Here is a 20803-nt window from a genome sequence, read left to right as displayed (position 1 = left end):
CTACCTCGGTCTGTGAACATGGGCGCTTTGGATCAGGCCAAAGGCCACCAGCAGCACCAGCATCGCCGACCCGCCATAAGACAGAAACGGCAGCGGGATGCCCACCACCGGGGCCAGCCCCATCACCATTGCCAGATTGATCGCCAGATAAAAGAAAAAGTTTGCAGCGATTCCAAGGATCAGCAACAGCGAAAATCGGTCCTTGTTCTGCATGGCCGAGACATAGCAGAACAACAGGATCAGCCCATACAGCACCAACAGGCTGAACACGCCGACAAAGCCGAACTCTTCTCCCAGCGTGGTAAAGATAAAGTCGGTGTGCTTTTCGGGCAGAAAGTTCAGCCGGCTTTGGGTGCCTTGCATGAAGCCCTTGCCGCTCCACCCACCAGACCCAAGGGCGATCTGCGCCTGAATGATGTTGTAGCCCGCGCCCAAGGGATCAGAGGTCGGGTCCAGAAAGGTGTCGATGCGGCGGAACTGATATTCATGCAGCAACTGCCAATCTGTACCGCGGCTGGTCATCACGGCCCAGATCGTGCCCCCGATGCCAGACGCCACCACCGCGAAATACCACCAGCTTACCCCGGCCAGAAGCATCACCGTGCCGCCGATCATCAACAGGATCAGCGCAGTGCCAAGGTTGGGCTGCATCAGCACCAACACGGTGGGAATGGCGGTGAGCACCACGGGGATGAGCACCCAGAACAGGCGAGAGGTCTTTTTGACGTCCAGCCAGTCGTAATACGCGGCCAGCATCATCACCAACGTGACCTTCATCAACTCTGACGGTTGCAGGCGCATACCGCCGACCTCTATCCAGCGTTGCGCGCCCATGCCCATGGTGCCGAAAAACTCGACCACCAACAGCAGGGCGACTGAAACAAAATAGGCAATCAGCGACATATTGCGCCAGAACCAGATCGGCACAAAGGCGATGAAGAACATCAAGACGACGCCAAGCGCAAAGACCTGCATCTGCCGCCCGGCCCAGACATCCATGCGCCCGCCTGCGATGGAGTAAAGCGCCAGCCAACCCACCGCAGAGACGGCCGTCACCAGCACGATCAGCGGCCAGTTCAGGTGCAGCACCTTGCGCAGGCCGGTGGGCACAAACTTGACGCGGTATTCCAGAAAACTCATGTCCGCACCTTACGCCCGGCTTGTTCCCGGCACGCGCCCGTCGGCATCGCGCAGGGGCAGTTTTTCCAGCATAGATTCAATCCGGTTGCGCTGGCTTGCGGGATAGGCCGACAGAGGCGGCACCCCTCCGCTCAGCGCGCTCAGAATGGCGTCGCGTGCGACGGGGGCCGCCGCGGTAGACCCGCCGCCACCATGTTCGACCACAACCGACACCGCATAGCGCGGGTTGGTGTAGGGTGCGTACCCAACGAACAGCGCATGGTCGCGGCGGTTCCACGGCAACTGGTCGTTGGAAATCACCCCGCGCGCCCGCTCGGCGGCGGTGATGTTTCGCACCTGAGAGGTGCCGGTCTTGCCCGCCCAGACCATCGTGTCATCCACGATCCGCGATGACGTGGCGGTGCCACGGTCGCCGTTCATCACCGCATACATGCCAGACCGGATCTTGCGCAGGATTTCGTCTGAGATGCCGATGCTTGGCGCTTCCTCGACCGGCACATCCTTGCCATCGACCGATTTGACAAGCCGCGGTACAACGGCCCGGCCGGTGGCGATCCGTGCGGTCATCACGGCCAGTTGCAGGGGCGAGGTCAGCACATAGCCCTGACCGATACTGGCGTTGATCGTGTCGCCGATGCGCCAATCCTGCTTGTGCCTTTCCTGTTTCCACGCGCGGTTCGGCATGATCCCATCAGCAATGGCCGACATCGGAATATCGTGCCGGATGCCCAGACCAAACCGCTTGCCCATTTCTGCGATCTTTTCGATCCCGACCCGCTGCGCGATGTCGTAGTAATAAACGTCACAGCTTTCGGCGAGCGACTTTTCCAGATTGACCGATCCGTGCCCGGCGCGTTTCCAGCAGTGAAAGCGCCGCCCGCCAAATTCCAGGTGGCCGGGGCAGCGCACAGAGGTGTTCACGTTGATCACCCCGGCCTCCAGCGCGGCCAGCGCGGTGATCATCTTGAATGTGGACCCCGGAGGATAAACGCCCTGAACCGTCTTGTTCGCCAGTGGGCGGTGGTCATTTTCCATCAGGTCGTTGTAATCGGTGTGACTGATCCCGCGCACGAACAGGTTGGGGTCAAAGGACGGCGACGATACAATCGCGATGATATCGCCATTGTTCACATCCATTACCACCGCCGCCGCAGACTCGTCGCCCAGCCGTGCCTGCACGAAATTCTGCACATCGGCATCAATTGTCAGCCGCACATCGGAACCGGGGTCGCCTTCTTCACGCTCCAGCTCGCGCATGACGCGGCCCACAGCGTTGACCTCGATCCGACGGGTGCCGGCACGGCCGCGCAAGTTGTTTTCCAGCCAGCGTTCCACCCCGATCTTGCCGATCTGAAACTTGGGAATGCGCAGCAACGGGTCGGGCTGGTCCAGATCGGCAAGGTCGCGCTCTGACACCGGGCCGACATAGCCCAGCACATGCGCAAAATCGGTGTCGCGCGGATATTGGCGGCTTAGACCCACCTCGGGCGATACACCGGGCAGGGACGGCGCGTTCAGCGCAATCTTGGACAGATCTTCCCAGCTTAGCCGGTCTGCGACCGTGATCGGCGCAAACGGGCTGGTGCGCTTCATCTCTTTGGCCGTGCGGTCCAGATCATCGGCGGTCAGCGGGATGATATGGGCCAGCTTTGACAACACCGCATCGACATCGCCCGCATCTTCGCGGGTGATCACCACCCGGTAGTTTTGCTCATTCCCGGCCAGAACCTTGCCATTGCGGTCATGGATCAGCCCACGCGCAGGCGGGATAAGCCGGATCGAGATGCGGTTTTCTTCGGCCAGCAGCTTGAACTGATCGGCCTGATCCACCGACAGATAGTGCATCCGCGCGCCAAGAACGGCGAACATCGCCGTCATGGCGCCGCCCATCAGCAGCGCGCGTCGATGGGTGACGCCGGCAGAGTCTTCGGTTTCCTTCGGGCTGCGTCTCACGTCTTGCCCCTCACAAACGGCGTCCGTAATTGTCCACTTCGCCCGTGGCGGGCTTGCGCAGGTCAAAGGCCAGATGGCTGGCCCCTACAACGACAGGGTAGCACAGGATCGACCACAAAACCTGCATCAGGGCAAAGCCAAATCCGGGTTGCGGCAGGAACGATAGCGTGAAGACCAGCCGATACGCCAGCAAACAGCCGATCATCAGCCCCGCCACCATGGCCCATTCGGCCAAAAGCGTCAGCTCACGCGTCAGCGCCACCCGGCTGCGCACAAATTCCACCGCAATCACCACCAGCGCGGTCCACAGCCCCGGTGGGCGCAGCAGCACCATATCTTCCAGCAGCAGCACCCCGGCCAGCAACCACACCGGCAGATAGTCCGGGCGGCGCGTGGCCCAGGCAAAGATCAGGCACAGCAACAGGTCCGGCCCCGGCCAATCCCCGGCCTCGGATCCCAGCGGCAACAGCCGAAGATACAGCAACAGCAGCGCGATCCCGACAAAAAGCCCGCGATAGAACCATGCGCTGGACCGCCACGCGTCACCCACCGCTGCCATCCGTTTCCGTGCTGGCATCCGCTGCCGGCTCTGCCTCGGGCTGGTTGCCACGGGTGGGCAGTACGTCAGTGTTCAGCGCGCCGCTGATATCCGGGCCGTCTGGCAACAATGGTGGCGTGACCAGTGCGCCTGCATCGGTGATCGGTGTCAGCTGATGGCTGCGCAGCACGCGCAAAAACTCCAGCCGTTGATAGTCAGCGCTAAGGCTGACACGCAACCGCCGGTCATTGCCCAGAACGACCTGCCCCACCAGCAAACCGGCCGGGAACATGCCGCCATCACCGGAACTGACCACACGGTCACCGGGGCGCACCTCATCAGATTTTTCCAGAAACTCCAGCGGGGGCAGGGCGGTGTTGTCGCCAGACAGCAGGCCCTTTTGTCCCGAAGGCTGCACCGTTACCGGAATCCGGCTGTTGGTGTCGGTCAGCAGGATCACCCGCGCCGTCCGCTCTCCCACGCCGGAAATGCGGCCCACCACACCGATGCCATCCATCGTGGCCCAGCCATCCAGAATGCCATCGCGCGCGCCCACGTTGATCAGCACCGATTGCCGGAACGGACTGCCGCTGTCGGCCAGAACCTGCCCCGTAACATGAGTCAGCTTTGGGTCAAGCCGCACTTGGTTCAGGTCCAGCAGGCGGGCATTTTGCTGTTCCAGCTGCAATGCCGCTTCTTTCCACGCTTTCATCTGCTGCAATTCACGCCGCAAATCCTGATTTTGCGCATGAAGGCTGGCATAGCTTTGGAACTGTTCGATCATTTCGGCGGTCTTGGTGATCGGGGTCATCGCCCAGTCAAACGATGGCACCACCCGGTCGATCAGAGCAGCGCGAAACCGCTCCACTCGCGGGCTGTCGATCCGCCATAGCAAAAACAGACCTAGAAGGGCCAGCACCAGCAACCCCACCAGCACCCGACGCAAAGGGCGCGAAAATTCTTCTGGGTCTGTCCGCGTCTTTGCCATGCCGGTTTGCTATGTCCAATCCTTACGCCCGGCCCAGACGGGCCGCTTCACTCAAACCCCGGCCATCAGACCCGGATCAGCTGTCGTAATCAATCACATGACGCAGTTGCTTTTCGTATTCCAACGCCTTGCCGGTGCCAAGCGCCACACAATTGAGTGACTCGTTCGCGACCGAAATCGACAGCCCTGTCTGTTCGCGCAACGAAAGGTCCAGATCGCCAAGCAGGGCGCCGCCACCGGTCAGCATCACGCCCCTGTCTACGATATCCGCTGCCAGATCGGGCGGTGTCGCCTCCAGCGCCTGCATCACGGCATCGCAGATTTGCTGCACAGGTTCAGCCAGCGCCTCGGCAACTTGCGCCTGATTGATCTCGGTTTCCTTTGGTACACCGTTCAGAAGGTCACGTCCGCGAATGGTCATGCTTGCGCCCCGCCCGTCATCAGGCATCCGCGCGGTGCCGATGCTGGTCTTGATCCGCTCAGCGGTCGATTCCCCGATCAGCAGGTTCTGGTGACGGCGCAGATAATTGATGATCGCCTCATCCATCCGGTCGCCGCCCACCCGCACAGACCGCGCATAAACGATATCGCCCAAGGACAGCACCGCCACCTCTGTCGTGCCGCCGCCGATATCCACCACCATGTTGCCGGTGGGATCGGTGATCGGCATACCCGCGCCAATCGCTGCCGCAATCGGTTCGGCAATCAGCCCGGCACGGCGCGCGCCCGCCGACAGCACCGACTGCCGGATCGCGCGCTTTTCCACCGGGGTTGCGCCATGCGGCACGCAGACGATAATCTTGGGCTTGGAAAATGTCGTGCGCTTGTGAACCTTGCGGATGAAATGCTTGATCATTTCCTCCGCCGCCTCAAAGTCGGCGATGACCCCGTCACGCATCGGGCGAATGGCCTCGATGCTGCCCGGTGTGCGGCCCAGCATCAGCTTGGCATCCTCGCCCACCGCCAACACCTGCTTTTTCCCATCCTTGGAGTGATAGGCCACCACCGACGGCTCATTCAGCACGATACCCTTGCCGCGGATATAGACCAGCGTATTCGCCGTGCCGAGGTCGATCGCCATATCAGACGAAAACAGACCAGAGAGTATCGACATGCCTTTGGTGTCCTTTTTATACGTCACAAACCCGTCGACTCACAAAACCGAAGGGGGCGCTTTCATATAAGGCTCAGGGGAAACAGGCGAAAGGGCAAAGGATCGACCGGGCGTCAATCCGCTGTGACCTACTAAGACTTGTCAAATTACAATCTTTGCAGGGTCAATCTGCGCCTGAATGGTCCATGAGTTGCATCTTTGCAATCACCCCGGATCAGCGCGGCCCGGCCTGCGCGACCGGCCCTGCGCCTTTGATCGCATCCGCGCAGCCAAACCCGCCCGAATCACCGACGCCGGGCGGCAGGCACACCCTGTTTCGGAACCGGTTTCATGACAGCCGCAAGGCGCTTGCCAATGCCTTCGCTGCCCTTGAATGACGGGTGGATCCGGTCCAGCCCGTGAAAGCTTGTGTCGCGGTACGGCACCAGATCGGCCATCGGCACAAAGGTTACACCCGCATCGAACCCGGCCATCAGAGTCAAGCGGCGGTCCAGCTCATTGCCCGCCGGGCCGCAATGCTTGATCGGCGTGCCCATTCCCGGGTTGCGCAGATAGCCCGCATAAATCACCCGTGCCCCACTGGTCCGGATGCGCGCCACATAAGACGGAATCGCGCCGCCGCGCCCGTCCTTTGTCACCAGCCGGTCCAAAACCCCTTGGCACAGAGAGCATCCGCACCCAAGCAGCAGATCATTGCCGCCGCCGTTCATCACAACCCAATCCCAATCGCCTTCGCGGTATTGCGAGGTCAGCCGCAACCCTGCTGCGCCCGAGATTGGCAGGGCATGAAAATAGCGTGCAGCAAATACCGACCGGTCCAGTACCTCGACGCCCAATTCGGCCTCCAGTACATCGGCAACGGCTTTGTTGTTGGCGCGGTTGGTTGCAAACATCGAATCGCCCAGGACCAGAACCCGCGCACCCTTGCTTTGCGCCACAGGTTCACCGCACCCAAACAGCAGCGCCAGCGCCAGCATCCCAAGAGTAATTCGAATCATGATATGCCTGCTATGTTCTCTCAACACCCCTCAGAGCCACTCAACCTAGGCGATAAGGTGGCAGGCATTGGCCAACAGAGTGACGCGCTTCAAGGCGGGCAAGTGTCCCGGCTTTCATCTTGGCAAAAATACTCAAAATCCAACGGCGCCCAAGGCCCCGGCCCTGTCAAAACCAGAGCCGGGATTATGGGTCATTTGCCGTGATAGCTGACCGTTTTGGTATCGGTCCCCGGCGCGGTTTTCTGCCGCCGTACGATCAGCTTGTTCAGCGCATTGATATAGGCCCGCGTGCTGGCCACGATCGTATCGGTATCGGCTGACGCCCCGGTGACGATCCGCCCATCTTCTTGCAGACGCACCGACACCGTGGCCTGCGCATCGGTGCCCTCGGTCACGGCATGCACCTGATAGACCTCCAGCCGGGCGCTGTGTGGGAACAGCATCTTCACGCAGTTGAAGGCGGCATCTACCGGGCCATCGCCCGTGGCATCAATGTGGTGGTCCGTGCCGTCAATGGTCAGCACCATATCTGCCTCTTGCGGGCCTTCGGTGCCGCAGATCACCCGCAGCTTTTTCAGCTGCAAAAACTCATGCGCGTCATTGGTCTGCTCATCGGCCACCAAGGCGACCAGATCCTCATCGTAGACCTCTTTCTTGCGGTCGGCCAAAGCCTTGAACCGCACGAACACGTCGTTCAACTGGTTGTCGGCCAGCTCTACCCCCAGCTCTTTCAGCTTGGCCCGCAGCGCCGCCCGGCCCGAGTGTTTGCCCATGGCGATGTTCTTTTGCACCAACCCGATATCCTCGGGGCGCATGATCTCAAACGTTTCCACATTCTTCAGCACGCCATCCTGATGGATGCCGCTCTCGTGCAGGAACGCGTTCTTGCCGACAATCGCCTTGTTGAACTGCACCTGAAAGCCGGACACGCTTGCCACCCGGCGCGACAGGTTCATGATCTTGGTGGTATCAATCCCGGTGCTATATGGCATGATGTCATTCCTGACCTTCATCGCCATCACGACTTCTTCCAGCGCGGTATTGCCCGCCCGCTCGCCCAGACCGTTGATCGTGCACTCGATCTGGCGCGCGCCAGCCTCAACCGCGGCCAGAGAGTTCGCCGTCGCCATGCCCAGATCATTGTGGCAATGGGTGGCAAAAATGATCTCATCCGCCCCCGGCACACGTTCCAGCAGCATACGGATCAGCGCCGCACTTTCGCGCGGGGCGGTATAGCCCACAGTGTCAGGAATGTTGATCGTGGTGGCACCCGCCTTGATCGCGATTTCCACCACACGGCACAGGTAGTCATGTTCGGTGCGCGTCGCGTCCATGGGCGACCATTGCACATTGTCACACAGGTTGCGGGCATGCGTCACTGTCTCGTGGATGCGCTCTGCCATCTGGTCCATATCCAGATTGGGAATGGCCCGGTGCAGCGGCGAGGTGCCGATAAAGGTGTGAATCCGCGGCGAGGGCGCGAATTTCACCGCCTCCCAGCAGCGGTCGATATCCTTGAAATTCGCGCGCGCCAGCCCGCAGATGGTAGAGTTCTTTGACCGCTTGGAAATCTCGCTTACCGCCGCGAAGTCGCCCTCGGATGCGATCGGAAACCCGGCTTCGATGATATCCACCCCCATCTCGTCTAAGAGGCTGGCGATTTCCAGCTTTTCTTCGTGGGTCATGGTGGCGCCGGGGCTTTGCTCGCCATCGCGCAATGTGGTGTCAAAAATGAATACGCGGTCCTGCGGTGCAGTTGCAGTGGTCATCGGTCTGTTCCTTAATGTTCCTTGGCTTGTCCTTTGGGCGCTGTTCACTCTGAGCGGTCGCGCCCAAGGGCACGCTCAGAGGCAGCTAAGGAGAAGCAGACCACGGGTGGCCGACAGGGCAATGGCCCCGTTCAAGCATGCGATATGTGTATCCCGTGTCATGGCGGTGACGATAGCCGCAGCGCCCGGAATGTAAAGGGGTGAATTGGCGGGCTGCAGAAGTTCTACAACACCCGGATCACCAGCCCGAGGAACGCGACCCCCAGCCCCAGAAAAACCCAATCCGCTTTCTGAAAGGGCTGGGTCTGCATCTGGCTGCGGGGCTGGCCGGGCCGCAGCCCGCGCGCCTCCATCGCGACAGCGGCGCGGCTGGCGCGGCGGATGGCAAAGGCCAGCAGCGGGATGCTTACCGCCATTCCTTCGCGCGGCCCCGGCATGCGGCGCACAGGTTTGCCCAGCCGCATCGCCCGTGCCATGCGCAGCACCTGAACCTCGCGCCCCAGATCGGGCACCAGATGCATGGCCTGCATCAGCGCAAAGCCGACCGATGCGGGCAGCCGCAGATGCACCATCAACGCCCGCACCAACTGCCCCGGATCGGTGGTCAGCGCGAACAGCGCCGACACCATCCCGCAGGCCAGCGCACGGGCGAACAGCACCAGACCGGGCGAAAAATCGGGTGAGGTCATCGCCTGTTCCTGCGCCATTTGCAGCGCAAAGCCTGACTCTTTGTTGAACAGGACAGAGGTGGTCAGAAACCCAAAGCCAAACAGCGCAAACGGCACCATCAGCGCCAGCAGTTTCCACAACGCCACCCGCTCGACACCCCACAGCAGGCCAAAGGCCAGTGTAAGCGTCATCACCTGAAAGCGCAGGTCAAACACCAGAACCGATGCACCAATCCAGATCAGACACAGCGCCATCTTTGGCAGGGGGTGAAGCTGGCTCAGCATGCGATGCGCTCCTGCGTTTCCATCCAGTCCAGCAAGGGTGCGGCCTCTGGCGGGGCCAGACCGACCCGCGACAGCAGAGCGACATCGCGCAAAACCGCGCGCGCCGGGCCGCTGGCCTGCACCCCGCCATGCGCCAGCACAATAACCCGGTCACAGACTGACAGCGCGAAATCGGCGTCATGGGTGATGACAGCCAGCGCCTTGCCCGATGCCGCCAGCCGCCGGATATGGCGCGCAACCCCGGTGGTTCCGGCATGGTCCAGCCCCGCTGTCGGCTCGTCCAGCACCAGCACCGGCCAGCGGTCGGTTGCGGTCAGCAAGGCCAGCGCCAGCCGCCGTTTCTGCCCCATCGATAGGGTGAACGGATGCTGGCCCGCCACCTGCGCCAAACCCCAATCCGCCAGCAGCGCCGCCACCTTTGCCCCCGGCACCCCCATCGCCAGACATTCGGCCTGCACGCTGTCAGCCGAGAAATGCGCTTCGGCGTTTTGAAAGGCGATTGCCCCGGAAGGCCCCTCGCGGCGGCCCTTGCGTGGCGGGATCAGCCCGGCAAGGCAGGCCGCAAGGGTCGATTTTCCCGCCCCATTCGGGCCAAGAATGCCCAGCACCTCGCCCGCCCGCAAAGCCAGCGACACATCGCGGAGCACCACCGGTCCGAAGGGCGGCGCGCAATCGGCTTGGTGCAGGCGCAGGATTTCAGGGCCGGGCGGGCAGGGCGCAGGCATCAGCATCGGGGCCAGATCCAGGCCGCGCGGCAGGTGTGGCACCAATTCACCAACCTGCAAAACCGCGGGCACCTCTACCCCTTGTCCAGCCAGCGCCAGCCGCAGCCGGGTGGCCAGCGGGGTCCATATCCCTTGCTCTGCCAAGGTGGCACCATGGCTGGCAAAAACCGCCCCCGGCGGCCCCTCAACCAGCGGTCTGCCGCAGCGCCCCAGCACCACCACCCGGTCGATCAGGTCAAGGATCGGCCCCAGCCGGTGATCCACGATCAGCACCGTCTTGCCGGGCGCAAGCAGCAGATCGGCCACCCCCTTTGCAGCCCCCGGTGCAAGGCTGGCGGTGGGCTCATCGGCCACGACCAGATCGGCCCCCTGTGCCAGCAGGGCGGCCAAGGCCACCAACTGCTTTTGCCCGCCCGACAGCGTTGAAATTCGCCGACCTTTCCAGTCCGTTGGCAAGCCTGTCTGCGCCATCGCCTTTTCAACGCGCGCCACCATAACAGCCGGGGAAAGCGCGCGGTTTTCTAATGCAAAGGCGATTTCGTCAGCTACAGTGAACCCGGCAAGCGTCTGGTCTGCATCCTGAAACAGCATTGCCACCCGGTCGGCCCAATCTGCGGGGCGGCGGCTTTCCACCGCCTGCCCGAACAGGTGCAACCCCCCGCGCCGATCGCCCGGAATGGCGGTGGGGATCAGCCCGGTCAGACTGTGCAGCAGGGTGGACTTGCCGCAGCCCGATGGCCCCAGCAGCAACACCCGCTCGCCTTGCGCCACATGCAGCGTCAGTGGCCCCACCGCATCGCGCGTGGCAAAGAGGTAGCGCACCGCCACCCCTTCGCACCTTACCGCCTCAGACATGCGCGGTTCGCAGATCGCGTTCAATCGCAAGACCCGACAGAACCCCGGTGCGATAAAGCGCCTTGACGATCAGATGCCCCAGCAGCCCGCCCAGCAAAGCCCCCGATGCGCAGCGCAGCACGAACATCAGGATCAACAGACCGGGTGCAAGGCTGCCATAATCAAACCGGACCCAAGTATAGGCGAACGACGCAACCGCCGCCCCCACACCCGCGGCCATCAGCACCGGCAAGGACCAGCGGCGATAGCGAGTTGCGGCAAACACCGCCTCGGCCCCGGCACCCTGCACCAGACCTGTGACCAAAAGCAGCAACCCCGCCGGGCTGCCCAGCAAGATCTGCACCGCTGCCGCAAGCACCTCGGAGACCAGCGCCACGCCGGGTTTGCGGATGATGGCGGCCGCGATGATCGACACGATGAACCAAAAGCCCATCACCACATCCATCGTCACCGCGCCAAGAATGGCCTGCAGGATAAGCCAGACCTGCACCCACCCCAGATAAAGCACCCCGAACACCGCACCAAGCACGGCCACGATCAGGGTTTCACGCAACGTCCAGACAGCCGTATTTGGCATGGAAAGCTCCATTTCTTGCAGATTAAAAGGAAACGCGGCGAAAGCCGCAGGGTCAGACCTTGCTGGGGCTGTTCGCCGACAAGGTCACGTCAAGGGCCACATGGCCCGCCTGGGCGCCAAAGCCGGTAAAGGCCTGCGACAGGGTTTCAAACACCGGGCCGGCATCGCCGCGCAGCTTGGTGCAAAAGTTCTTCGACCTCTCAAAGGTGCCAGACGATTTCAGGAAATCGACGCAGCCGTAAATCTCATCCATGTGGTGCCCAAGCCCCAGCGGATAAAGCGAGAATTGCGCCGCCACCGCCTGCCCGGTCAGCGCCGCCGTCGTCACCCCGGCCCTTGCGGCGACAATCCGGTCGGCCAATGGCGTACCGGGTGGCAGACCGCCACGCGGTATGCAGATCGGGTCATCCGGTTCCCCCGGACAGCCGCGCGACACCGTGGCGTGCAACGTGCAATGCACCCCGCCCTTTGCAGCGGCGACAAACAGATCACGCATGGCGGGGAACAGAATTTCGGGCGGACCGACCAGCAGGGTGGACAGATCGTCGGTTTCAATCCGCAGCTGATCGCGCCACGGGTCCAACGCAGACAGTGCGCCAAGGATGATGTCGATGAAATCATCGGACATTGGGTATAGGGATATCTGTGCGCCGGAAAACATCTTACCTCGCTCCGCTGGCATTACCCAGATCAGCTAAAGGGTTCGCGGGAATGCACCCGACATCTCAGCCCCGGCAATACGGAGCGCCCCTGTTCATGCGGGCAAGCTAGCAGATGGAATCGCCGTGACAAGAGGGTTTTTGCGACCTCCAAGGTTTCCGTATTAGGCGACCTCGCAGCCATACACCCGCGCATTATGCGCAACAAACCGGGGACTGCGGCACGGGGCCAAGCCGCAGGGGTTGGCCTTGTGCAAGGCCTGCTGTGACCATTCATCCGCGTTTTCCATCGCTTGATGCGCGCACCTGTGGTTGTCAGCCCCGGCTTTCCCCCTATCTGACCTGCTCTGACAGGGGGGGCAAAAGATGCGAACGTTGGTGATCGGCAGTTCTGGGGGAATCGGGGCTGCCATCCTTGCCGCCAGCGGAGCCGATGCGGTCGGCCTGTCGCGCCGCAGCAACGGGTTTGACCTTTTGGATGAGGGCAGCATCGCCCAAGCGATGGCCGGGCTAACGGGCATGTTTGACCGCATCCTTGTCACCACGGGCGCACTGGAGTTGAACGGCGCCGCACCCGAGAAATCGCTGCGCAGTCTGGACCCCGCCGCCATGGCCGCCCAATTCGCGCTGAATGCCATTGGCCCGGCGCTGGTGCTTAAACATGCGTTGCGCGTGTTGCCAAAGGACAGACCCGCGCGCTTTGCTGCCCTGTCGGCCCGCGTGGGCAGTATCGGTGACAACCGGCTTGGCGGCTGGCACAGCTACCGTGCGGCAAAGGCCGCGCTGAACCAGCTGATCCACACCGCCGCCATTGAAATCGCCCGCAGCCATCCGCTGGCGGTTGTGGTCTGCCTGCATCCCGGCACCGTGGCCACACCGCTGACCGCGAAATACGCAGGCAGCCACCCAAGCGTGACCACCGACACCGCCGCCTGCAACCTGCTGGCGGTTCTGGACCGGTTGACCCCGGCTGACACCGGCGGCTTCTTCGACTGGCAAGGAAAGCCGATCCCATGGTGAAACGCCTTGTCCTGATCCTTGGTGATCAGCTGACCCCCGCCCTCAGCGCCCTGCGCGCCGCCGACCCGGCCCGCGATGTGGTGGTCATGGCCGAGGTCCGCGCCGAGGGCACCTATGTTCCTCACCACCCGCAGAAAATCGCCCTTATCCTGTCTGCCATGCGCCATTTCGCAGCGCAGTTGCGCGAGGCTGGCTGGCACGTCGCCTATAGCCGGTTTGACGATCCTGACAACAGCCACACGATAGCGGGCGAACTTCTGCGCCGTGCCGCAGAGCATGGCGCGACGGAAGTCCTTGCCACCCGTCCCGGCGAATGGCGCCTGATTACCGCGCTGGATGACATGCCGCTGCCCGTCACCCAACAGCCCGATGACCGGTTCCTGTGCTCGGACTCCGAATTTGCCGCTTGGGCCGAAGGGCGCAAACAGTTCCGGATGGAATGGTTCTATCGTGAAATGCGACGTAAAACCGGGTTCCTGATGCAAGACGGCCAGCCCGTGGGTGGGAAGTGGAACTATGACCACGACAACCGCAAGGCCGCCAAACCCGACCTGTTCCGCCCCCGCCCGCCGCGCTTTGACCCCGATGCGACCACCGCCGAGGTGCTGGATCTGGTCGCCGCAGAGTTCCCGGACCACTTCGGGCGGTTGCGCCCTTTCAGATGGGGCGTGACCCGCGCCAATGCGCTGGAGGCGCTGGATTGGTTTACCCAGAACGCCTTGCAGCACTTTGGCGATGAACAGGATGCGATGCTTGTGGACGATCCCACACTCAGCCACTCGCTGTTGTCGCCCTATCTCAACATCGGCCTGTTGTCTGCGCATGAGGTCTGCGCCGCTGCCGAGGCAGCCTATCACGCGGGCAAGGCACCGCTGAACGCAGTCGAAGGCTTTATCCGCCAGATCATAGGCTGGCGCGAATATGTGCGCGGCATCTATATGCTGCACGGTCCCGGCTATGCCGATCAGAACGCATTGGGCGCAGACCGGGCACTGCCTGCGCTCTATTGGGGCGCAAAGACTGACATGGCCTGTCTGTCGCATGCCGTCGCGCAAACCCGTGACCTCGCCTATGCACACCACATACAGCGCCTGATGGTGACCGGATTGTTCGGCCTGATCGCCGGACTCAGCCCACAGGCGCTGCACGAATGGTATCTTTCAGTCTATATCGACGCCTTTGAATGGGTAGAGGCCCCGAATACAATCGGCATGAGCCAGTTTGCGGATGGCGGGATCTTGGGGTCCAAACCCTATGCCGCCTCTGGGGCCTATATTCACCGTATGTCAGACTATTGTGGTGACTGCCGCTACAAGGTGGCGCTGAAAACCGGCCCCGACGCCTGCCCGTTCAATCCGCTGTACTGGCACTTCCTGATGAAACACCGCGACCGCTTTGCGTCAAACCCGCGCATGGCACAAATGTACCGCACTTGGGACAAGATGGACGATGTGCGTCAGCAAGCCACCTTGTCCGACGCTGAGGCATTCTTGCGGCGTATGGATACGGGCAAAATGGTCTGACCTGAAAATGGGGGCCACCTTGGGGGGCATCGAGTCCCCCCAAGGTGGCGTTGCCACGGCAGACATCGATCGCACACCGGTTCGTCATCGTTGGGAATGCGTCGGGGCAGGAGGCGCTCCGCGCGGGAGTATTTTAAAAGCAGCAATTCCCAACGCTGTTGACTTGCTGCTTTGCCAAATACTCCGCAGGGTTCGGGGGCGCGTAGCCCCCGGCGGAGCCAAGCGGGCGGCACGCACGCGCAGGTGACCTAAAAATCTTGCGCCGAAGGCGCGCAATTGGATTGGACTTACGGAGAGGGCGCTGCTGCCGGGTCTTGTGATCCGGCCTCTGGCTCGCTGGTTGCTGCCGCAGCTGGGGCTGGGGCCATCAGGATGCCATTGTCCCAAAGCCCTTCGGCCGTTTGCCCGCTGGCATAGGTCAGCTTGCCGGGGCCGGCCCTTCGGCCTTTGATGAAACTGCCTTCGTAGACATCGCCATTGGGATATGTGGCAGTTCCCGTGCCCTCGATCTCGCCTGCTGACCACGCACCGTTGTAGCGAAACCCGTCCCGGCCGACGATCTCGCCCATGCCCTGGCGCAAGCCGCCGACGAACGCGCCTGAGTAAACGGAACCGTCAGGATAGGTTGCCACGCCATTGCCTTCCCGCTGACCATTGGCGAAAGTGCCTTCGTAAACATAGCCGTCCGCCAGAGTCAGCTTGCCCTGCCCGTCAGGGCGTGCGGCTTTGAAGCCGCCGGTGTAGGTTGCGCCATTGGCATAGGTGGCGGTGCCTGTCCCTTCGATCAAACCGGCGACCCAGTCTCCTTCATAAACCGCGCCATCCGCATAGGTGATTTTGCCGATTCCGTCAGCCTGATCATCTTTGACCGCGCCTTCATAGACAGCCCCATCGGGAAAGCTGATGCGGCCGGTGCCCGTCATGCGGCCATCCAGCCAGTCGCCTTCCAGTACGGTGCCATCCGTTGCACGGAACACGCCCTGGCCTGTGCGCTTGTCGGCCAAGAAGGTGCCTTCGAACGCATCGCCGTTGGCATAGGTGGTTTTGCCCTGACCCTGCCGCTGGCCTTCGGCGAACCCACCGTCATAGACATCGCCATTGGGTTGGGTCAGGCGGCCGGATCCATTGATCTGCCCGGCTACCCAGTCGCCAATATAGGTCAGACCATCCGGCATGGTCAGTGTGCCTTTGCCCTGACGTTCGCCTGCCACGAGTGTGCCGTCGTAAACCGCCCCATCGGCATAGGTGATCTTGCCCTGACCTTCCTTTAACCCGTCAGCCCATGCGCCTTCATACCGATAACCGCCGGGGCCATCCTGCACGCCCTGTCCGTGGTGTTTGCCATCGACAAATGCACCCGTATACACCGAGCCATCCGGGTAGCTGGCGACGCCTGTGCCGGTCATCTTGCCGCTGGTCCAATCGCCGTCGTAGCTGCCACCATTGGTATATGAGATCTTGCCGCGGCCTTCGGGTTTTCCGGCGGCGAACTGCCCTTCATAGACTGATCCGTTGGGATAGCGCGCAACCCCTTGGCCCAGAATCTCCCCGGCCACCCATTCGCCGCTATAGCTGTAGCCGTTGGGCAGCGTGTAGGTGCCGGTGCCATGCTGGCGGCCGTTCAGAAAGGTGCCCTCGTAGAAAGAGCCATCATCATATTGTTTGGTGACGATCTCACCTTCTTGCGCCAGCACGCCCCATGGCAGGGCAAAGCCGAGAACCGCCACACCAAGCATCGCTTTTATCCCGTGGCGCATTGCGTCCCCCTGCCGTCACTTGCGCGCAAAGCCTAGCCGTGCCCGTGGGCGCTGACAAGCTTTGGCGCCATGCTGTCGCAATCACTTTCCCTTGGCGGACAACCTGCTAGAACCAGATCACATGTTTCCGAAAAGGTGCCGCCATGGCCGATCTGTTCCGCTTGACCCTTGCCCAGTTGAACCCCAGCGTGGGCGATCTGCGGGGTAATGCCGCCAAGGCGCGCGCGGCATGGGATCAGGGCCGGGCCGATGGTGCGGACCTTGTGGCGCTGACCGAGATGTTCATTACCGGGTATCAGACGCAGGATCTGATCCTGAAGCCAGCGTTTCAGCAGGCTGCCATCACCGCGATTCACCAGCTTGCCACCGACTGTGCCGACGGGCCTGCGTTGGCCATCGGTGGACCAGCGGTGCAAGAGGGGCGGCTGTATAACGCCTATTATATCCTGCAGGGGGGGCGAGTGACCGCCACGGTGCTGAAGCATCACCTGCCCAATGATTCGTTGTTTGATGAGAAGCGTGTCTTCACATCGGCAGATGTGCATGGCCCCTATATCGTCAATGGGGTCCGCATCGGGTCACCGATCTGCGAGGATGCATGGCATCCGGATGTGGCCGAAACGCTGGCCGAAACCGGGGCCGAGATTTTACTGGTACCAAATGGCAGCCCTTACCATCGTGGCAAGCCGAACCTGCGGCTCAACCTGATGATTTCCCGCGTGGTGGAAACCGGGTTGCCGCTGGTGTATCTCAACATGGTGGGCGGTCAGGATGATCAGGTGTTTGACGGATCCAGCATGGTCTTGAACCCCGGCGGGCATCTGGCGGCGCAACTGCCGCAGTTTGACGAGCACATCACCCAGATCACCTTTCGCCGCACGGCAGATGGCTGGCGGGCGGATGCGGGCGAGATTGCCGCGATCCCTCCGATTGGTGAGGCTGATTACCGCGCCTGCGTTCTGTCGGTCGCCGATTACTTCGCCAAAACCGGTTTCAAAAAGGCCGTGCTTGGCCTGTCGGGCGGCATCGATTCGGCCATTGTGGCTGCAATTGCCGCCGATGCATTGGGGCCGGAAAATGTGCGCTGCGTGATGCTGCCGTCTGAATTCACCAGCGCCCATTCGCTGGAGGATGCGGAGAAATGCGCCCGCGCTTTGGGGTGTCGTCTGGATACGGTGCCGATCAGCGCCGCACAGGGCGCGGTGCTGGAAACCCTTGCACCGCTGTTTGCGGGCACTGACGAAGGCATCACCGAGGAAAACATCCAATCGCGCCTGCGCGGTGTGATGCTGATGGCGATTTCCAACAAATACGGCGAGATGCTGCTGACCACCGGGAATAAATCCGAAATGGCGGTCGGGTATTGCACGATTTATGGCGACATGAACGGCGGTTATAACCCGGCCAAGGACATGTATAAAACCCGCATGTTCCTGACTGCCATCTGGCGCAATGAGAACCACCGGGCGTGGATGAAGGGCCCTGCGGGGGAGGTGATTCCAGAACGGATCATCACCAAGCCCCCGTCAGCCGAATTGCGCGCCAACCAGACCGATCAGGACAGCCTGCCGCCCTATGAGGTGCTGGACGCGATCCTTGAAGGGCTGGTGGAACGTGAGGCATCGGTGGCCGAACTCGTGGCCGAAGGGTTCGACCGCGCCACGGTGAAAAAGATCGAACACCTGCTTTACATCGCGGAATACAAACGGTTTCAATCGGCGCCCGGCACAAGGCTGACGCAAAAGGCGTTCTGGCTGGACCGCCGCTACCCCATCGCTAACCGCTTTCGTGATGCCACCTGACCGCCGATTTTCTGCCCGATTTTCCGGCTAGGCCTGCGGCAGGAAAAGGAAGGGCAGATGACGCAGCAAATCACCTTTCATGCCGGACCTGCCGCAAGGCTGACCTATCGAATAGCGGCCATGGGCCGCGTTTTTATGGTCGTGCTGTTTGCGGCGCTTGGCTTGCCCATACTTTGGTTGGGCCTTTATGGTGACAGTTCCAGCGCGCTGTTGATCGGGGGCTTGTGTCTGCTGTTTGCACTCGGTTTCCTGCTTTTGCGCATTCCAATATACAACGCGGGCACGCCCTTGCTGTCAGTCTCGACAAAGGGGGTGCGGGTCTATCCCGCCAGCAACACAAGACAGCGTGAGCCGATAGCCTTGGACTGGACGCAGATCGCAGCCATTGCAGTGCATCACCCGCCGCGCAGCCGCCCGAGTTTGCGTATCACGCCGACCGATGACGCCGCCCGCACGCTTGGCCTGCGCGGACCACAATGGCGGCCCTCGGTTCTGACACGCTGGACAAGGGCGCGGCTGCATATATTGGTTGACCTGTTCGATTGCGGACAAGACACCCTGATGCGCCATCTGGCCGAGGCGGCATCGCAGTCGCAGGGGCCCGCGCGGGTGGTGCCGCGTTGGGATAACGGGGCGCGGCTGATCCTTGCACCGCCGACAGCCTTGCCCGAAAGCGCCGCCTAAATCTCGCGCGCCGCGGCCTCTGGCATCAGGCGCATCACGTCCTCGGCGCGGCAGAGTTGCGTGGCATCGGTCATCACCGCCGCCGCTGCCGCCGCAGATGCCATGCCAAGCGCCTGTGCCGCATCTTGCCCGCGCGCAAGGCTCAGAACAAAGGCCGCCACGAAACTGTCGCCCGCGCCGACGGTCGATCTGACCCGCACGCGCGGCGCGGGCGAAAACAGCCGCCGCCCGGCCTCGGCCAGCACGTTTCCTTCCGCCCCGCGCGCCACGATCACCCGGCGCGCAACACCGCGCGCCACCAGTTCCGCCGCGAAATCCGCCGTCTCGGCCAGCGTTTCAAGCTTGCGCCCGGCCAGTTCCTCGCCTTCTTCACCGTCCATCCGCAGCACCTCCAGCCCGGCAATCGGGTGGTGAACCGCCTCTGACAAGGCCGCGCCAGAGGTGTCCAGCACCACCAAAGACCCCTCCATGCTGGCTGCCAGTTGGCCAGGGAAATCGGCTGGCACACCCGGAGGCTGACTGCCCGAAATCACACTATAGCCACCCGGCCGCGCCGTGGCGGAAAGCAGGGTAAACACCCGCGCCCTTTCTGCCGCACCCCAAAGCGGGCCGGGCAGCATGAATCGGTACTGCTTGCCAGAGGCATCTTCTGTCACCGTCAGGCTTTGGCGTGTCTCACCGGGGCCAAGGATCGACAGGAACGTTACCCCTTCGGCACGGATCAGCCCCGCCAGCCGATCTCCCGTCAACCCGCCAAGTGCCACCAGAGCAAGCGAATCGCCCCCCAGAGCCCTGATCGCGCGGCTGACGTTCAGCCCGCCACCACCGGGGTCCAGTTGCGGGTCGGTGCAGCGCAGTTTGTGACCGGGAATGATGTCTGGCACAGAAGTTGCCATATCCAGCGCAGGGTTCAACGTCAGGGTCAGAATGGGGGCTTGCATGGCGACGTCCTTTTGCTCAACGCTACGTTAGCGCCAACAGCCTGTTTGGAAAAGCGCTGCCTTTCGACGCCGCTTCTGTGTGCGTATCCGCACGAAGGATGCGCAACGCCTTGGAGTTTTCATGCCTAATGCACAAGTCTAGGCTGTGATCAAATTAACCCAGCCCGGAGGCTCCGCCATGTCTGTCAAGCTCGCCATCCTGTTCTATTCTACTTACGGCACCAATCATCAGATGGCCGAGATCGCCGCCGAAGCTGCCCGCGCTGCAGGGGCAGAGGTCAAGCTGCTTCGCATCGTCGAGACCGCGCCAGAAGCTGCGGTGAACGGTCAGGATGCTTGGAAGGCCCAGGTTGAAAAGGCATCTTCGATTCCTGCGGCGACCCCTGAAGACATGGAATGGGCCGACGCCTATATCTTTTCGGCCCCCACCCGTTTCGGTTCTGCGCCCAGCCAACTTCGCGCCTTTATTGATACGCTGGGCGGCCAATGGGGCAGCGGCAAGCTGGCGAACAAAGCTGTCAGCGCCATGACCAGCGCGCAAAATCCGCATGGTGGCCAAGAGGCGACCATTCTGGGCCTTTACACCACCTTCATGCATTGGGGCTCGGTAATCGTTGCCCCCGGCTACACCGATCAGGCGCTGTTTGCGACAGGTGGCAACCCTTATGGCTACAGCCACACCCAAGGCGCGGATTTTGACGACAAGGCCCGTGCATCTATCGGGCATCAGGCCAAACGCACCGTCGAGATCGCGGCCAAGCTAAAGCGCTGAATGCAAGACAAAGGGGCGCTTTGCCGCCCCTTTAT

The 20803-nt window shown here is 62.1% G+C and carries 18 protein-coding genes and 1 riboswitch; of the genes, 5 read left to right on the top strand and 13 right to left on the bottom strand.

Features of this window, described 5'->3' with window-relative positions; translation table 11 throughout:
• The 11 genes from rodA to Q8K08_RS12270 form a co-directional block, all read right to left on the bottom strand.
• Complete coding sequence (gene rodA / locus Q8K08_RS12320) at positions 1 to 1140, bottom strand: rod shape-determining protein RodA (protein ID WP_304799847.1); 1140 nt, start codon at positions 1138 to 1140, stop codon at positions 1 to 3.
• Between the two features lie 9 nt (positions 1141 to 1149).
• Complete coding sequence (mrdA, locus tag Q8K08_RS12315; RefSeq protein WP_305250255.1) at positions 1150 to 3093, bottom strand: penicillin-binding protein 2; 1944 nt, start codon at positions 3091 to 3093, stop codon at positions 1150 to 1152.
• Between the two features lie 10 nt (positions 3094 to 3103).
• Positions 3104 to 3652 carry a rod shape-determining protein MreD gene (locus Q8K08_RS12310; protein WP_305250254.1) on the bottom strand — a complete coding sequence of 183 codons (549 nt, stop codon included), beginning with the start codon at positions 3650 to 3652 and terminating at the stop codon, positions 3104 to 3106.
• A complete protein-coding gene (gene mreC, locus Q8K08_RS12305; protein ID WP_304801848.1) occupies positions 3636 to 4619 on the bottom strand; it encodes a rod shape-determining protein MreC in 984 nt (327 codons plus the stop codon). Before mreC ends, Q8K08_RS12310 begins: the two co-directional genes overlap by 17 nt.
• Before the next feature lie 76 nt (positions 4620 to 4695).
• Entirely contained in the window at positions 4696 to 5733 is a 1038-nt protein-coding gene (locus tag Q8K08_RS12300; RefSeq protein ID WP_164612266.1) for a rod shape-determining protein, read from the bottom strand.
• Between the two features lie 284 nt (positions 5734 to 6017).
• Positions 6018 to 6731 carry an SGNH/GDSL hydrolase family protein gene (locus tag Q8K08_RS12295; protein WP_304801844.1) on the bottom strand — a complete coding sequence of 238 codons (714 nt, stop codon included), beginning with the start codon at positions 6729 to 6731 and terminating at the stop codon, positions 6018 to 6020.
• 191 nt (positions 6732 to 6922) lie between these two features.
• On the bottom strand, positions 6923 to 8500 hold the full coding sequence (locus tag Q8K08_RS12290; protein ID WP_305250253.1) for a 2-isopropylmalate synthase: 1578 nt from the start codon (positions 8498 to 8500) through the stop codon (positions 6923 to 6925).
• Positions 8501 to 8724: 224 nt separating this feature from the next.
• Positions 8725 to 9453 (bottom strand): energy-coupling factor transporter transmembrane protein EcfT, encoded by a 729-nt coding sequence (locus Q8K08_RS12285; protein ID WP_305250252.1) that lies wholly within the window; start codon positions 9451 to 9453, stop codon positions 8725 to 8727.
• Complete coding sequence (locus Q8K08_RS12280; RefSeq protein ID WP_305250251.1) at positions 9447 to 11033, bottom strand: ABC transporter ATP-binding protein; 1587 nt, start codon at positions 11031 to 11033, stop codon at positions 9447 to 9449. Before Q8K08_RS12280 ends, Q8K08_RS12285 begins: the two co-directional genes overlap by 7 nt.
• The gene (locus Q8K08_RS12275) at positions 11026 to 11610 is read right to left on the bottom strand and encodes an ECF transporter S component (RefSeq protein WP_304798644.1); all 585 of its coding nucleotides are present in this window, start codon (positions 11608 to 11610) and stop codon (positions 11026 to 11028) included. The genes Q8K08_RS12280 and Q8K08_RS12275 overlap by 8 nt, the downstream gene beginning before the upstream one ends.
• 52 nt (positions 11611 to 11662) lie before the next feature.
• The gene (locus tag Q8K08_RS12270) at positions 11663 to 12271 is read right to left on the bottom strand and encodes a YkoF family thiamine/hydroxymethylpyrimidine-binding protein (protein WP_305250250.1); all 609 of its coding nucleotides are present in this window, start codon (positions 12269 to 12271) and stop codon (positions 11663 to 11665) included.
• Positions 12261 to 12372, bottom strand: a riboswitch (TPP riboswitch). Its footprint overlaps the gene before it by 11 nt.
• 263 nt (positions 12373 to 12635) lie before the next feature.
• Here Q8K08_RS12270 and Q8K08_RS12265 point away from each other — a divergent pair.
• On the top strand, positions 12636 to 13289 hold the full coding sequence (locus Q8K08_RS12265; protein WP_304798639.1) for an SDR family NAD(P)-dependent oxidoreductase: 654 nt from the start codon (positions 12636 to 12638) through the stop codon (positions 13287 to 13289).
• Entirely contained in the window at positions 13286 to 14812 is a 1527-nt protein-coding gene (locus Q8K08_RS12260; RefSeq protein ID WP_305250294.1) for a cryptochrome/photolyase family protein, read from the top strand. Before Q8K08_RS12265 ends, Q8K08_RS12260 begins: the two co-directional genes overlap by 4 nt.
• A gap of 287 nt (positions 14813 to 15099) precedes the next feature.
• Here the strand turns inward: Q8K08_RS12260 and Q8K08_RS12255 are convergent, their stop codons facing one another.
• A complete protein-coding gene (locus tag Q8K08_RS12255; protein WP_305250249.1) occupies positions 15100 to 16569 on the bottom strand; it encodes an MORN repeat-containing protein in 1470 nt (489 codons plus the stop codon).
• Between the two features lie 143 nt (positions 16570 to 16712).
• Here Q8K08_RS12255 and Q8K08_RS12250 point away from each other — a divergent pair, with 143 nt between their 5' ends.
• Positions 16713 to 18371 (top strand): NAD+ synthase, encoded by a 1659-nt coding sequence (locus Q8K08_RS12250; protein WP_305250248.1) that lies wholly within the window; start codon positions 16713 to 16715, stop codon positions 18369 to 18371.
• A 57-nt stretch (positions 18372 to 18428) separates the two neighbouring features.
• Complete coding sequence (locus Q8K08_RS12245) at positions 18429 to 19055, top strand: hypothetical protein (protein WP_305250246.1); 627 nt, start codon at positions 18429 to 18431, stop codon at positions 19053 to 19055.
• Here the strand turns inward: Q8K08_RS12245 and Q8K08_RS12240 are convergent.
• Positions 19052 to 19996: a 1-phosphofructokinase family hexose kinase gene (locus Q8K08_RS12240; RefSeq protein ID WP_304803987.1), complete on the bottom strand. Its 945-nt coding sequence runs from the start codon at positions 19994 to 19996 to the stop codon at positions 19052 to 19054. The genes Q8K08_RS12245 and Q8K08_RS12240 overlap by 4 nt on opposite strands.
• A 178-nt stretch (positions 19997 to 20174) precedes the next feature.
• Between Q8K08_RS12240 and wrbA the strand changes: the two genes are divergently transcribed.
• Complete coding sequence (gene wrbA / locus Q8K08_RS12235; RefSeq protein WP_304803989.1) at positions 20175 to 20768, top strand: NAD(P)H:quinone oxidoreductase; 594 nt, start codon at positions 20175 to 20177, stop codon at positions 20766 to 20768.
• The last annotated feature ends 35 nt before the right edge of the window (positions 20769 to 20803 follow it).

Source organism: Pseudotabrizicola sp., assembly GCF_030684215.1.
GTDB lineage: Bacteria > Pseudomonadota > Alphaproteobacteria > Rhodobacterales > Rhodobacteraceae > Pseudotabrizicola.
The sequence above is the reverse complement of the archived record's forward strand: the minus strand, read 5'-3'. Positions and strand labels throughout refer to the sequence as shown.

Bases quoted from the DNA above. Each gene is read 5' to 3' on its own strand.
- Q8K08_RS12275 (WP_304798644.1), bottom strand. From the start codon at position 11,610: ATGCCAAATACGGCTGTCTGGACGTTGCGTGAAACCCTGATCGTGGCC.
- Q8K08_RS12270 (WP_305250250.1), bottom strand. From the start codon at position 12,271: ATGTTTTCCGGCGCACAGATATCCCTATACCCAATGTCCGATGATTTC.
- mreC (WP_304801848.1), bottom strand. From the start codon at position 4,619: ATGGCAAAGACGCGGACAGACCCAGAAGAATTTTCGCGCCCTTTGCGT.
- Q8K08_RS12250 (WP_305250248.1), top strand. From the start codon at position 16,713: ATGGCCGATCTGTTCCGCTTGACCCTTGCCCAGTTGAACCCCAGCGTG.
- Q8K08_RS12290 (WP_305250253.1), bottom strand. From the start codon at position 8,500: ATGACCACTGCAACTGCACCGCAGGACCGCGTATTCATTTTTGACACC.
- Q8K08_RS12300 (WP_164612266.1), bottom strand. From the start codon at position 5,733: ATGTCGATACTCTCTGGTCTGTTTTCGTCTGATATGGCGATCGACCTC.
- Q8K08_RS12245 (WP_305250246.1), top strand. From the start codon at position 18,429: ATGACGCAGCAAATCACCTTTCATGCCGGACCTGCCGCAAGGCTGACC.
- Q8K08_RS12280 (WP_305250251.1), bottom strand. From the start codon at position 11,033: ATGTCTGAGGCGGTAAGGTGCGAAGGGGTGGCGGTGCGCTACCTCTTT.
- wrbA (WP_304803989.1), top strand. From the start codon at position 20,175: ATGTCTGTCAAGCTCGCCATCCTGTTCTATTCTACTTACGGCACCAAT.
- Q8K08_RS12240 (WP_304803987.1), bottom strand. From the start codon at position 19,996: ATGCAAGCCCCCATTCTGACCCTGACGTTGAACCCTGCGCTGGATATG.
- Q8K08_RS12265 (WP_304798639.1), top strand. From the start codon at position 12,636: ATGCGAACGTTGGTGATCGGCAGTTCTGGGGGAATCGGGGCTGCCATC.
- Q8K08_RS12255 (WP_305250249.1), bottom strand. From the start codon at position 16,569: ATGCGCCACGGGATAAAAGCGATGCTTGGTGTGGCGGTTCTCGGCTTT.
- rodA (WP_304799847.1), bottom strand. From the start codon at position 1,140: ATGAGTTTTCTGGAATACCGCGTCAAGTTTGTGCCCACCGGCCTGCGC.
- Q8K08_RS12285 (WP_305250252.1), bottom strand. From the start codon at position 9,453: ATGCTGAGCCAGCTTCACCCCCTGCCAAAGATGGCGCTGTGTCTGATC.
- Q8K08_RS12295 (WP_304801844.1), bottom strand. From the start codon at position 6,731: ATGATTCGAATTACTCTTGGGATGCTGGCGCTGGCGCTGCTGTTTGGG.
- Q8K08_RS12310 (WP_305250254.1), bottom strand. From the start codon at position 3,652: ATGGCAGCGGTGGGTGACGCGTGGCGGTCCAGCGCATGGTTCTATCGC.